Consider the following 13,412-nt stretch of genomic DNA (forward strand, 5'->3'; position numbering starts at 1 on the left):
ATTGATGCAAGAGGCCTATTTTTGAATTAAGCTGAAACGCTCAAGCTATAAAAGTGAAGTCATTGTTAGTGAGGGTATTTGCAGTAATTCCCAGTAGGGAAGCTAACTCTGCATTTCCGATTTTTACTAAAGTATTATCACCCTGTTGCAATAGCGTCAAATCGCTAAACTGAAGTACGCCAATACCACCAATAGCGATCGCATCAATTCCTGGGGTAAAGTCGGTGACAATATTCTGACTCGTGGGGAGGCTAGCATTTACAATCCAGAAAGAGTCAGCGCCATTACCACCAGTCAAGCGGTTATTTCCTCGATCGCCAGCAAATAGTACATCATCACCATCACCACCAAATAGGGAGTCATTGGAATTAGAGAAAAGTTTGTCATCTCCAGAACCACCATAAAGACGGTTATTGCTACCGCTACTGATGAGGGTGTCGTCACCTGAACCACCATAGAGGTTTTGACGAGAACCTTCAATTACTTGTAGCGTGTCATTACCTGCTTCGCCAAACAAATTATTACTACCATTGGCTTCTACTATGGTAAGTTCGTCGTTACCTGCGCCACCATTCACAGTGGTATTTTTAGCAGGGTTATTAGAGCCAACAAAAATGCGATCGCTACCTTCACCTGTGGATACCGAAGAGTTACTACCCGCAAACACTGTATCATCGCCATTGCCTGTTGCGATCGCGTTACCTTCTGTAGACTCTACTATATCTGCGCCATCACCTGTAAATAAAGTTTGATTCGGCTGGACGTTAATATTATCGCTGTTGCTAGAACCAAATTGAATGTTAGATTGAGCAACCGTCAGGTTGTTAGGTAATTCCAAAATTCCCAATCTTTCAGCAGGAGTCTTACCAGTAATGTTGAAATCATTGTCATTAATTAAAGCCAAAGTGTTGGGTGAAACTAATGCTAAACCCTCCAACTTTTCTACCCCGGTGTAACCCAATTGTGCAGCGTTAGCTATTAGGCTTTTGCTCACAGTGGTAATTTTAGCAGTTGCTAATTCAGCCGGATTTAGTTGTTCAATGGTCTTACCATCTGGCAAGTTAAATGTAGCAGGATTATGGATATTTGTTGCACCGTTTAAATCAATTTGGAAGATTAATTTGTTGCCAGCAGATGTAGCGTTATCATCTCGTTCTACAACTGCAAATTTACCCTTACCAAGGGAAACTGCATCGCCAATTTTGTCAGTTCCAGGTAGACCTTCTAGAATGTATAGATACTCTCCTGTCACCTGTTTACTGTTAATATCAAACTCTAAAATTCTGAGGTTGAGAGAAGCTTTAGAAGTTCCGTCATTGGCAAGATCGGGGTTATCAATTGGGCTTTGAATAAAGGCGTATAGCTTAGAACCTTCCAGCGCCACGGCTTCAAATCCCCGGTTGTTGCGGCGCTGGGCGTAAACTTCTGGTAATACTTCAGTACCAAAAGTTCCCGTATCTCGATCTTGATTGGGTGCAGTTGCAGTTCCTTTGGGGATAAAGCGATCGATTAATTTACCATTACTATCAAAGTGGTAAATCGCTGGACGGTACTCATCCACCATCCAATAATCGCCGTTTTTAGCAACAACAATACCCTCTAAATCTGCACCTAAAGGATCGTTAGATAGAGGATTATTGTCTAAATCCACACCAATCTCATCAGTATAAGCAGTACCATTCGCCCCAGCTTGCAGATTGGGTAGTCCTGTTAACGGAGTTTTACCATCTTGGCGGAATAAGCCTGTGCGCTTGGTAATCGTAATCTCGCCTGTGGCGCGGTTGAGTTCAAAGCTGACTATTTCTGGTTGGAAGTCAGGTAATAGAAATGGTCGATTCGCACCCACAGGTTCGCCATTCGGGCCTCTGTCTGTGTGGGTAACAAATCTCAGATTACCGTTGGGTGCAGTTCCTTGGAAATACAACCCAGAAAAACCACCTAAGAAAATATCTTGACCTTTGGAGGTTGTACCTAACTTTGGTAAGTTTTCAAAGTCATAGATAGTTAACTTGGGTTGCGCAACTGGATTGCGAGGATTGTAGCTGGTAGTGTCAATATTTAAAGGGGTGGAGAAAGCGTTTGCGATATTTTCCCAAGGTACTAGTTTGAAGTTGGAGTTGATATTTTCAAATTCGTCTTCATCTTGGACGATTTTGGCTGGTTCATTAGAACCATCTTGAGTCACAAATAAACCGTAGGGGAAGTTAGAACCAAGGGGTACGTTAACAACATCCGCACCATCAGATTCTTGGACGCTATCAATTGCTCCATTGCTACCAACTGCAAAGTTACCCAAATAATCGTTGTTTCCTTCACGGGTGTAAGCAACAAAGGTGTTATCACCTTGACTGGAAGCTAACAGATAACCTGTACCATTTTTACCGTAGTAGATAGTCAATCCTTCTACATCATCACTAAGGTAAGTACCACCCAAAGCTTTAACTGTATCAATTAGCTTACCTGTGTTACTACCGTTAGGTTCGGCTTGGAACTTCCAAATACCCACATCTTCTTGACCAATGTAGAGGAAGCCTGTTTCCTGGTCTACAACCATACCCTCTGTTTGGGCTGAACGTTCGGGATCGGAGGGGGAAGGAATGGTGAACTCTCGTACCCGTTCAGCGCCTATTTTACCGTTACCTTTATCAATCAGCTTGAATTGCGCTATATCTCCAGTTTCCCGGCGACTGGTAAAGACGTAGTAATCATTGGTGATGGGACTACGATATAAAGCTAGTCCGTAAGAACTGCGAGAAGATGAGGAATAAGGAGCCAGAAATGGTGGTGCTTGGAAGATAGTAGCAAGACTGCTATCGGTAATATTTTCCAGATACTTACCGGGCGTGGTGGGATTAGGGTTGATTTTGAATATTGCTAGTTTATCGTTACCGCGTTCCCCGGAGGGGTTGCCGAAGGCATCGCTCGCTACGGCAATATCTATTTTTTCATTACCCAATTTAAAACCATATTGCAAATCAATATTGTTGTAGCGAATACCCCCAGGATTCACTTCCTGCAACAGTTTACCAGACAAGTCATATACCCGCAGTCCAGCATTTTTCACTGAAGTCAGAACTAAGCTATCAGCCGCGTTGTTGGCATTAATATAGATAGCTGGGTCATCAGCATCAGCACGTTGGTCTGTAGGTAATGTTTCATCATCAAATAGGTCAGGACGAGTTTCTACTCTCGGCGCGGCGGTAGGTACTAACTCTGCATCCAAAGTTAGGATTTGCGTAAATTGAGTTGCACTAAAGTTGTTGTCACTTACCAATACAATTGATTGACGACCGTCAGCTAATTTCGGCCCGAAAGCTATACCCTCGATATTATCTGTACCAGTTGGCAGATTTAGGTCATTTAAATTCAAAACTAGACGCTTTTGGGCTGGTTGAATAGCAGCTAATTGAGTTACGCTTAAACTGCTGAGTGAATCGATACTACTAATATCAGTTGCACCTTGTAGGGAAATTTCGTAGATTTTAATTGTGTTCCCTACACCCTGTGCAAAAGAACGTTCTAACGCCAGTAATGTACCGCGATTATCAATAGCTAATAAATCCACCAAGCCGTTATCACTAAAGCCTGTCGCTGGGTTTGGGGTGACAGATGCATCTGTAATGTAGAGATATTCTTTTTCTGGCTGTCCCGTTACCAAATTGTATTGTAAAATCCGCGATCGGCTACCACTAGTAGTAGATGTTTTTGCTCCATCTTGGAATAAAGCGTTTTCTGTGGCGGTGAAGAGAGTTTTTTGGTCAGGGGTAATGGTGAGGCTTTCAAACGCCAAGTTATTGTAAACGCCTGCGGTTTGGGTATCGCCTGCATCTACAACACCATTAGCGTTAGTATCTTCAACGACTGGTAAAAACTTCTTGGGGACAGAAAGCGATCGCACTTCTTGCCCCGTAGTGAGAGAAAATTCTTTAATGAAGGGATTAGTAACACGACCTGCACCAGGATTCACCTCACCCTCAGAGGAGATAAAAACTGTGCCATTGTTAGTTAAAGCAATACCTTCTGGGTCAAGGCTATTAACTGCAAAGAAATTACCATTAGCATCTTTTAGCGGCGTAACATTGGTAAAAGTCGCTCCAGTTGTGGCAATTTTCGCAGGGTCAGTAGTAAAAGTATAAAAGCGGGCGGGAGCGAATTGAGAGCGATCGTCAGAAATAGCGTAAAACTGGTTTTTAGGTGCATCATAGGCGACCCCAGATAAACCACCCAAGGGCGTTTGTACACCATTTACCGTTCCCGCCGCACCAGGAGGAACAAAGCCTGTAGGTAAGATAGTCTGTCCCAAAAATTCTACATCTGGAATCGTTTTCCCTGCTGTGGTTGCACTCACTTCCACATCTGCATATACCAAACGATGGTCGGAACTAGGGAAAGGAAAAGTACCTACCAAAGGAAACGTGGGATCGTCATTTACAGGCCAAAACACTGCGGAATTGCTAATATTCAAATCAGCCGAGGGTAATACATAGTCAGTCCGCAGATTACCGGGAGCAGTATCTGCAAAGTCTGCGGTATCAAAATAAGCATTACTTTTTTGGCTAACGTTTGCACCGCCCTGTAACACAGCCTGTTGTGCTGCGCCTGGACTGGTAGGGATAACATTAGTATTGATACCAGGATTCAGTAACAATTGGCGAATTGCATTGCCATAACTATCACCATCTATAGGGTCAGCATTTTGGTCGCCCATAATCACAAACTGCGAACCAGCATTAATCCCACCTTTTTTACCTGCATCATCATAGATGTAATCGCCTTTACCAGGAGTTATATAATCTGCCCAAAAGCGAATCTCGTCATGGTTGCGCTTACCGTTGCGGTCTTCAGTTCCATCAAACGTGGGTGGTGTAGGATGGCTGACAAGGGCATGAATTGTCTCGCCGTTAACTTGAATCGGTACATCCCAATGACTTTTAGAAGAAAGGCGTAAAGCGTTTTGTTCTTCTGGCGAATACCAAGAATTATTAGAACCAGGAATTGAGATAGTAGAAAGTAAAGATTCTGACATATCCTTCCAAAGAAAATTTTGGAATGTACGGACATTAGCAGTATCAATAGGATATTTGGAAAGTAGCAACATCCCATATTGACCAGGGAAATTACCAAATCCAAAAGCATCATCACCGTATCCTGATGCGCCTGGAGTGGTGACAACTTTACTGTCGTTATTCAAGTCGAATCCTGAGGCAATTCCTGTATTACTTGGAGCAATATAAAAATATGGATAATTAACAGGATCTGCACCATTTTGACTAACAGCAAGATAATTTTCTTGGAATAATTGAACCGCCTTTAAAGGATTTGCTTGGACGTAATCGAACTCGTTGATTAACAGTACATCAGGATTGTTACGTTGAATAATTTCTGCAACAGCTTTCGCCTGAGCATTATTAGGTGTAGATAAATCTGTAATTAAATCACCTTCTGCATTGCGATTTAAGGAAGCATTGAATTGAGAAAAGCGGATTGTGTTGGTATTTGACATAGATTATTTTTGAGGTTTAAAGAATAAAAAACATCATTTTAAAGCAATAACTTATAAAATTTGATTTTATGTAATAAGTAATTTTTTATAAAATTATATCTTTTTCTTATCAGCTTTCTGATATACCGTGGAATGGGTATTCTCAACCTTATTAAGACGATTGTTTTTACGTAAATAATAAAGAATTACTATTAATTAATCTTTATCCAGTTACCCAAGTTATCTTGGTAACGTTAAGAAATAGCTAGCAATCGGTTAAAAAAAATAGAATTATCTTAGCTCACCGAGTTTGGAAAAGCTTTTTGTGAAGTAGAAAGTATGATAAATGTATAAAAATACTCAAGTGTGGAAGCGATCGCAATTGTAATACTTTCGACAAATGTATCTCTGAGGTTAACCAAACTGACGTGAACACCAAATTACCCCAATCCCAAATTAGCCATAGCTTTCCACAGATTACGCCGTCGCTGATGTGTAACTTTCCACTGTTGAAGTAACGTTTGGTAGTCTTGTGGTGCTAATTCGTTCATTGCAGCCATCCATTCTGCATGGTGGGTATAATCTGAATTTTGAGCCATTTCTGGTTTGGGTACAAATTTGTACAAATTCGCTTTCCAATAAGCCATCACCCTTTCCCACAAATCATTTGGCGCATACTGTTGTAAATGCGATCGCAATCTCAGCTTATGAAATCTGTATTTTCACTCCCATATCCTTTGAACTGGATATGCATCAAAAATTACATCTATACTTAACAAAGGCATCTTTTCAAGAGTTGCCTGAGCTATTAAAATTCGATCAAAAGGGTCGCGGTGGTGATTTGGTAAACTTTCTAGTGCATAAATGTGAGACAATTCAATTGGTAATATTTGTAAATTATTAACTCGCTGTTGAGTTTCGATAAAATTAGGAAGCGGTGAGCTTAAATTTAGCTTACCAAGCTGAGATTTGATTTGTAATTCCCAAAAACTAGCGATGCTAGCAAACCAAAGGTTGTTAGTATCAATTAATAAGTTTCTAACTTTCTGAGAAAGTTTTTCTGGATTTCCTGCTGACCAAATCAGTACATGAGTATCTAATAACAGTTTCATCCTTCACCTAACCAAAATTCATCTGGTAAGGGGTCATTAAAATCATTACTCATCCAAATCTCACCTTGATTCAAACCTAATACTCGTCTCTGCGGTAGTTCTTGAGGTTGAGGATATTTTTGTGCTAAAAATTCCACAAAATCTAAAACCTGCTGTTGCTGTTCGGGCGCTAGATTTTGTAGTTTGGCAATTAATTTTGAGGTGATATCTACAACTGGGGAAGTCATCTTAGCTTCTCCTCTTGAAAGTCTTACTCTATATTAGTTGTAACTACACAATTCACAAAATATTAGGCTTGACTGAGAGTATTTAGACTTACAGAAAACAACTACAAACGATTCTTGCATTTCTTAAAGCAATAGTCATACTCTACCTAACATCATTCTATTCTTGGGATGCAAGCATTTTTGGGGGATGCTATGTCAGACGTAAATCTTAGCGAATCAATTATTCGCCATAACGCTAACGCCAAATCTTTTCAACGCGGTGAGGATTATTACCGGATGGGTTCAGTGCTATCTGTTACTCAACGCAAAAACCAAATTCAAGCTGAAGTAGAAGGAAGCGAAGAAGAACCTTACCGCGTGACTATCAGATTTAATAATGATGAATTGACTGCAATTTGTACTTGTCCCTATGATTATGACGGATGGTGCAAGCATATTGTCGCTACAGCTTTGACTTACACCCGTCAACCGGACATCATAGAAAAACGTCCTTCTCTTCCACAGCTTTTAGATAGACTCGACCACGTGCAAACACAACGCTTGGTGCAAGAATTAGTTGAGGAGCATCCCGAACTAATCGATGAAATTGATGGGTATGTAAAAGCTATTGCAAAACCTGTAAAACTAACCCAAAAGCGACAACCTGCACGTCAAATAACCATCAACACCAAACAAATTAAAGCATCAGTACGCCAGATTTTACGCGATGGCGCACGCTACTTGGAAGACGGTTATGAAGAAGATCCCATTACAGAAGAATTGCAAAGCTTAATTCAAGAAGCAGTTGATTTGTGCGCAAAAGATGACGCACACAACGCTTTGGCAATGCTGGAAGCAATTACCGATGCTTGCGTCCAAAGCTGGGATGAAGTCGCTGAATATGGTCAAGAAAACGAAGATATTGTTCCCGTACTAGACAATGCTTGGTGTGAAGCCATTTACAGTGCAGAATTGACTCCTGAAGAACGCACGGATATTCAGATTAATTTGGAGACTTGGCAAGATGAATGGGATGCTGATTTTAGTTTAGCGATCGCATCATTGCACCAAGCTTGAGATTATCTTGCATTTCAAGAAGGTAAAGCTTCCTCCATCATTACTTCTGCGCGTTTTTGTGTCCCCATATCCCCGTGTCCATTAACTTCAATTTCTGTATGTGATAAAGTACCAAAAAAGTCGTAGTAATCGAGTGCTTCTAAAATTCCCCACCCATAATTACCTTGAGCAAAGTAAACCTGAGGATAGCTACGCAACTTGTCAAGTTCTTGGCTGTAGTTACCCACAACCACACCTAGGGTATTACCAGCTAGCATCGTTTCATCATTACCCGATGCACCTGCAACTAAAAACCGTTTGATTGGTAATCCCCACTTCAAAGCACAATAACGAATTGCATCTCCTTTAGAAGCGCGAATTGGTAATAAGTCCAGATACATATTGTGGCTATAGACACCTTTGACATGGAGATTATGCCGTCGCAAATGACGCATAATTTCCCGATAACTCACAGATTTTTCTTCATCAATAAAGTAGCTAATCTTGAACTTACCCTGACCTTCTGGAGGTTGCAAATCTACTCCTGGTAGTTCTGCCATTGCTTGGCGAATTGCGTCTGGTTGCCAACGATAGCTGATGTGTCTTTGCCAGTTCATATCTGGAATTACTTGCGGACCATAGTAAATTTCGCTACCTGTTGACACAATCAGCAAATCTGGCATGGGGAAGCGATATTCTTCTAACATCTCTAAAGCGCTATCTAAGTTGCGTCCGGTAGCAATTCCCACTCCAGTGGTGTGGCCTTCGTTATGCAATCGCTCAATTAATTGTTGCAGTGCATCCGCATCACCTAAGAGGGTGTTATCGATTTCACACACGAGGAAACGATCTGCGGTTGGTAAGCGGTTTTTTTCAGGTATGTTCCAATCAGTTATGTTGCTTGCTGGCCCTTGTCGCAAAGGACTGAGCAGAGATTGGACTCGTCGTTGTGGTAGTTGACGCACGTATTCGAGATATTTTTCTACGTGGGTCTCCCAAGAGAAATTGTCTCGGACTCTACTTAAACCGTTACTTGACCAACCCTGCCACTTTTCGGTATCAGTCAGCGCTGTTCGCAAAGCTTCCTGAATTTGCTTAATATCGAGGGGATCGATGAGTAGACCATTGTCGCAAGCTGCCAAGATATCTCGCGGCCCGCCATCAGATGTAGCAATAATAGGCACACCGCAAGCTGTAGCTTCAATTAAGGTCAGACCAAACGGCTCGGTTAATGCTGGATTGATAAATACTCCTCGCGTTTTTGCCAGCAATCGATAGAGTTCTGGCACTTCGTCAGCAGTGTGATGTTTGGGATAGGCGATGTAACCGTATAGGTCGTAGCGGTCGATTAACTGGAAAATTTCTGTAAGTACCTGGCGCGGCCCTGATTCCATCGTCGTGATGTCATCTCGGTTTCCTAATACGAGGACTAGGTTTGCTAGGTGACGTAACTGCGGATCTTCGCCATAAGCTTTGACTAAAGTTCCCACATTTTTCCGAATCGCCGGTCGCGAAAGCGCCATAATCATCGGCTTTTGCGGCTCTTTAAGAAATCGCTGCAAATCCTGATATATAGGCGGTTCCTGCCAATTTTTTGGAACTGGATAGAACTGTTCCAGCGCTACCCCTGGCGGAATTACAACCATCCGTTGCGGTTGATAGTGGTCGTAAATGCCATACTGCTGCGATACTTCTTGATTAGTACTAGCAATGATTAAGGCTGCGCTGGCTAGTGTGGTTTCTTCTGCTTCAATTCTGGTATTGATGTGAAAGTAATTTTCAATAACTTCCGGTTTAGTTCCCTGTTCTAACAATCGTTGTTGTTTCACGCGTCCGAGAGAATGACCCGTATGCACAAGTGGGATACCTAACCAAGCCGCAACCCGACAACCCACATATCCAGCATCAGCGTAGTGGGTATGTATTACATGTGGTAACTTACCAATTTGCCGCAGGTGTCTGAGTAACTCATCAGCAAAGTTATCCAAATGCGGCCAGAGAACTTCTTTGCGCAGATAACGACGGGGGCCGCAGTTGAGGCGAATAATTTGAGCTTTGTCGGAAATAACTTCTACAGGTTGGGCGTAGTCAGGACTAACTTTGGGATCGTTAACTAAACGGGTAACTAGGTCTACACGTTCTACTTGTGGGTTTGCGGCTAAGGCTTGAGCGAGTTCTAGCACATATTTTATTTGTCCGCCTGTATCCGCATCTCGTCCTAGTTCTAAATTGTGACCCCGAATTAATCCGTGAACGCTGACTAGTAGAATATACAGGCCTGAGCTATTTGACATTGTGCATTCCTCAACGCGACTGCATGACAGCCTAGCTACAGCATCCGATCGAGATGACTGTTAACCGCTACAGGGAAATAAATAATTTTTTAAACCTTTGCAGATTATAAAACAGATTTTCTGGCAGCAAAGACATATATTCATTCAAAAGCAAGCTATTACTGCTAGGCAAAATTCTCAAACCACAATTAAAAATATACAGTGGTTTTTACTGGGATAATCTATAGGCGTAGGCACAAATCTACAGACTGCTTGCAAATATCCGCATCTAGCTTAACAATAACTACTGAGTTTTATCTATGTGAGTCTATATTTATCTGTGGCTTGATATACCAAGCCTTGACTTCAGCAAGAGATATGTTTTAGTAGAATATCTATTAATATTGTTTGCTATTTCTAGGATAGTCTGCCTAATAGCACAATACGAAAAATGATTCAATCTGTTAAAAGTAGTAGTAGTTTAATCAGACGCGATCGCCTAAATCTTAAATACTGTTACTATACGTAGCATTTGTCAAAAGCACAACACAATATAAAAACGCGCTAGCAGATCCTTTGCAGCGCGTTTGAATAGAAAAACATTGCCAATAAGTTAACGGCGGAATCTATTGGGGTCAAGGCGAACGCTATTAGATTGCTGGCTATTGGAACGATTACGAAGTGCTACACCATTTTTCAGTCCGCTAGCATTACCGCCATCTTTGCGATCGAGGAAAGGTTTGAGATTGATACCGCTTCTTGAAGTAGAAACTCGATTACCACCCAAAAGTGTGCGACCTAGGTTGTATAAATCGCCTACTCCGCTTTGATTGTTGCGATAAGTATTGACGGCGATAGTCTGCTGTCCGCTGTCAGCAGTGGTTAAGTTTTGGAAGATGCTATTGCGGACATTATAGGGGTCTTTATCACGTGGCACTGTAAGTACAATTCGACAAGCTGAATTAGCCTCAGTTGTGACGCAGACAATATTCTCGTTATTTTCTCTGGCTATTTGGAGTTCTTGTAAGCCATCTGGACGATACAATTCTAAGCGTTGGGCAATTGTGACGCAGCGCTTTTGTGCATCCCAGCCACCACCCAAAGTTGCAGGTGCAGCCCAAGCAAAGTATTGACCTGCTTGGCTTTGCGGCTGATACATCACGGTATATTGACCGTTATACAACTGGCAACTAAAGCGATTTGCACCATCAGGGGTAGGATAGGTTGTTGTGCTGGTTTGTGTACCTGTTGGTATGGGTGTACCTGTGGGTGTTGACGTGCCTGATGATGTTGTTGGGACGACAACGCCATCAGAACTATCAACTTGGGCAAATGCTACAGAATTGCCGAGGAAACAAGCTAAACCCAAACTACTCAACAAAATAAACTTCAGGGTTGGCGATGACATAAATCATCCTCAATGGGAAATAGGTAGGGATTATTGATAGCTTTAGTGACGAAAAATTTTGTTTTTAGTTCATCGAGAACGCCGTTTTTTTTCTTCTTGGTCTTTTTTCTCTTTAAGTAGCTGTTTTACCTTGGCTCTAATTTGCGCGTGACGTTCTACTCCTTCGTAAGCGTAGCGGTTGTAGCTGCTATTGGTAATCATATTTTCCAAATAACTAACTCGCTCACTACCTCCAGGGTGAGAAGATAACCAACTGGGAGGAGCATTTTTTTGTTGTTTTTCTAGTGTCACCATTAAGTTACGCAAGCCATCAGCAGCATAACCAGTAGCAACAATTAGGCGAGTACCAAGGGTATCTGCTTGACGTTCCATATCGCGGCTATAACTAAGTGTGGAAAGCTGACCGATAATCCCACCATAAGGGATATACTGGGTAACGTTAGAAACAAGGTTGCCTTGGGTAACTAGTTGAAAACCATGAGATAAAACTACATGGGATAGTTCGTGGCCGATTAATCCAGCTAATTCTGCTTCTGAATTTGTTTTAGCGATCGCACCTGCATTAATAAAGATTTTCCCCCCAGGTAGGGCAAAAGCGTTGAGATCTTCTTGGGGAACTACAAAAAATTCGTATTTAAACTCATTCCGTCCTGCTACTTTTGCTAGTTTCTGTCCGATTTCATTCACGTAAGCAACAACGGTTTCATCGTTAATGAGTTTGAGTTGTTGTTTTGCTTGCTTGGCTACCGATTCCCCAATCGATTCTTCCCCGCGTAGCAGCATGATGGTAGAGTCAAGGGCAGAAAACGGCCCGAATAAACTACCCGTGACAGCGTAACCTAATACACCTGTAAGAATATTTGCGATCGCATTACCTCTAATTTCTGCGCGAATATGAGATTTGTAACGTTTGAGATTGTCTTCGGCTAATTTAGTAAACTCAGGTGCTTGCGGATCTTTGGGGTTGAGAATCGCAAATTGACGCGCCGCTAGAGAAGCTTCCATCCATTTTTTGGATTCAGCCAGTGCTGTGACTCTCGCTTTAGTGAGTTCTGGTTGATCTGGATAAAGAGAAGCTGCCCGTTCTAATATATCTAATGCTTGTTGAGGGCGATCGTATTGTTTGAGGACTTCTGCAAATCGAATGTGTCCGGGAATAAATTCGGGATATTGTTGAACTAGCAATTCTAGCGGTACTAAAGTTCTGGATTGCAATTTACTAGCTATCCCCGCCTCTGATTCTCGCCAGTATACTTTTCCTCCTGGGGATAGTTGCGTTGGATCGATAATTGCTGGTTTGCGTTCTTGAGGTTGAGTGGTTTTGGCAAAAGGTTCTTTGACTTCGCGATAAATTTTTTCGGCTTCTGCAATTTGTCCCGCCAAATAAAGCTTATCTGCTGCGATAAATTTTTGCTGACGGGCGACTTCTTCCGGTGTAGGTGCTGGTTCCGCTGTTAAATCTGGTTTTTTTGGCTCAGTAACTTCTGGGCTAGGCGCGGGTTGTGGTGTTCCTGTAGGGGAAGGCGTAGTTTGTGGTATGACAACAGGCTTATTTGATGAGCGTTGCAATACTTCCTGTAGCTGTTGTTCTCTAGTTTTTTGTGAATTGGATGTATTGCTAGTTTCAATGTTGCCAGATTTCGCAGGTTCTTGTGCGGGAACGGGTGCTGTAGGCTGGGTGAGAATAATTAAAATCGATGTGCCAAAGGAGAGTAACACCCAGTTCAAGGCCAATAGCAGAGACTTCCTAGTTCGTTTCATGCTGGGTTTGTTTTGTAAAAAATTTTCTAACTATAGATATAGTTATGCAAGCTGGGTAACTTGTTAACAGGTTATTTTCCGTAGAAATGAAGAGTAATTATACAAGTGAGCCGC

Annotated in this window: 8 protein-coding genes; 1 reads left to right on the forward strand and 7 read right to left on the reverse strand. The window is 41.9% G+C overall.

The features are described 5' to 3' along the window. Window positions 1-40: 40 nt before the first annotated feature. The 4 genes from AACU33_RS05545 to AACU33_RS05560 form a co-directional block, all read right to left on the reverse strand. Window positions 41-5,503, reverse strand: coding sequence for a phytase (locus AACU33_RS05545; protein WP_096587413.1), 5,463 nt, complete (start codon window positions 5,501-5,503; stop codon window positions 41-43). Between the two features lie 419 nt (window positions 5,504-5,922). Continuing rightward, window positions 5,923-6,129, reverse strand: coding sequence for a hypothetical protein (locus AACU33_RS05550; protein ID WP_339375782.1), 207 nt, complete (start codon window positions 6,127-6,129; stop codon window positions 5,923-5,925). 75 nt (window positions 6,130-6,204) lie between these two features. Beyond that, window positions 6,205-6,594 (reverse strand): type II toxin-antitoxin system VapC family toxin, encoded by a 390-nt coding sequence (locus AACU33_RS05555; RefSeq protein ID WP_096587414.1) that lies wholly within the window; start codon window positions 6,592-6,594, stop codon window positions 6,205-6,207. Further along, a complete protein-coding gene (locus AACU33_RS05560; RefSeq protein ID WP_096587415.1) occupies window positions 6,591-6,821 on the reverse strand; it encodes a DUF2281 domain-containing protein in 231 nt (76 codons plus the stop codon). Before AACU33_RS05560 ends, AACU33_RS05555 begins: the two co-directional genes overlap by 4 nt. Window positions 6,822-7,013: 192 nt before the next feature. On the opposite strand from AACU33_RS05560, the gene AACU33_RS05565 reads away from it, so the two are divergent. Beyond that, window positions 7,014-7,877 carry an SWIM zinc finger family protein gene (locus AACU33_RS05565; protein ID WP_339375783.1) on the forward strand — a complete coding sequence of 288 codons (864 nt, stop codon included), beginning with the start codon at window positions 7,014-7,016 and terminating at the stop codon, window positions 7,875-7,877. Between the two features lie 14 nt (window positions 7,878-7,891). On the opposite strand, the gene AACU33_RS05570 is transcribed toward AACU33_RS05565, so the two are convergent. From AACU33_RS05570 to AACU33_RS05580, 3 genes are all read right to left on the reverse strand, one after another. Further along, entirely contained in the window at window positions 7,892-10,150 is a 2,259-nt protein-coding gene (locus AACU33_RS05570; RefSeq protein ID WP_096587417.1) for an HAD family hydrolase, read from the reverse strand. Between the two features lie 592 nt (window positions 10,151-10,742). Next, window positions 10,743-11,537 (reverse strand): COP23 domain-containing protein, encoded by a 795-nt coding sequence (locus AACU33_RS05575; RefSeq protein WP_096587418.1) that lies wholly within the window; start codon window positions 11,535-11,537, stop codon window positions 10,743-10,745. A 69-nt stretch (window positions 11,538-11,606) separates the two neighbouring features. Beyond that, window positions 11,607-13,298, reverse strand: coding sequence for a M48 family metalloprotease (locus AACU33_RS05580; protein WP_096587419.1), 1,692 nt, complete (start codon window positions 13,296-13,298; stop codon window positions 11,607-11,609). Window positions 13,299-13,412: the final 114 nt, after the last annotated feature.

Source organism: Calothrix sp. NIES-2098 (assembly GCF_963875125.1).
GTDB lineage: Bacteria > Cyanobacteriota > Cyanobacteriia > Cyanobacteriales > Nostocaceae > Aulosira.

Excerpts from the sequence above, each read along its gene's own strand:
- AACU33_RS05545 (WP_096587413.1), bottom strand. The coding sequence starts at position 5,503 with ATGTCAAATACCAACACAATCCGCTTTTCTCAATTCAATGCTTCCTTA.
- AACU33_RS05550 (WP_339375782.1), bottom strand. The coding sequence starts at position 6,129 with ATGGCTTATTGGAAAGCGAATTTGTACAAATTTGTACCCAAACCAGAA.
- AACU33_RS05555 (WP_096587414.1), bottom strand. The coding sequence starts at position 6,594 with ATGAAACTGTTATTAGATACTCATGTACTGATTTGGTCAGCAGGAAAT.
- AACU33_RS05560 (WP_096587415.1), bottom strand. The coding sequence starts at position 6,821 with ATGACTTCCCCAGTTGTAGATATCACCTCAAAATTAATTGCCAAACTA.
- AACU33_RS05565 (WP_339375783.1), top strand. The coding sequence starts at position 7,014 with ATGTCAGACGTAAATCTTAGCGAATCAATTATTCGCCATAACGCTAAC.
- AACU33_RS05570 (WP_096587417.1), bottom strand. The coding sequence starts at position 10,150 with ATGTCAAATAGCTCAGGCCTGTATATTCTACTAGTCAGCGTTCACGGA.
- AACU33_RS05575 (WP_096587418.1), bottom strand. The coding sequence starts at position 11,537 with ATGTCATCGCCAACCCTGAAGTTTATTTTGTTGAGTAGTTTGGGTTTA.
- AACU33_RS05580 (WP_096587419.1), bottom strand. The coding sequence starts at position 13,298 with ATGAAACGAACTAGGAAGTCTCTGCTATTGGCCTTGAACTGGGTGTTA.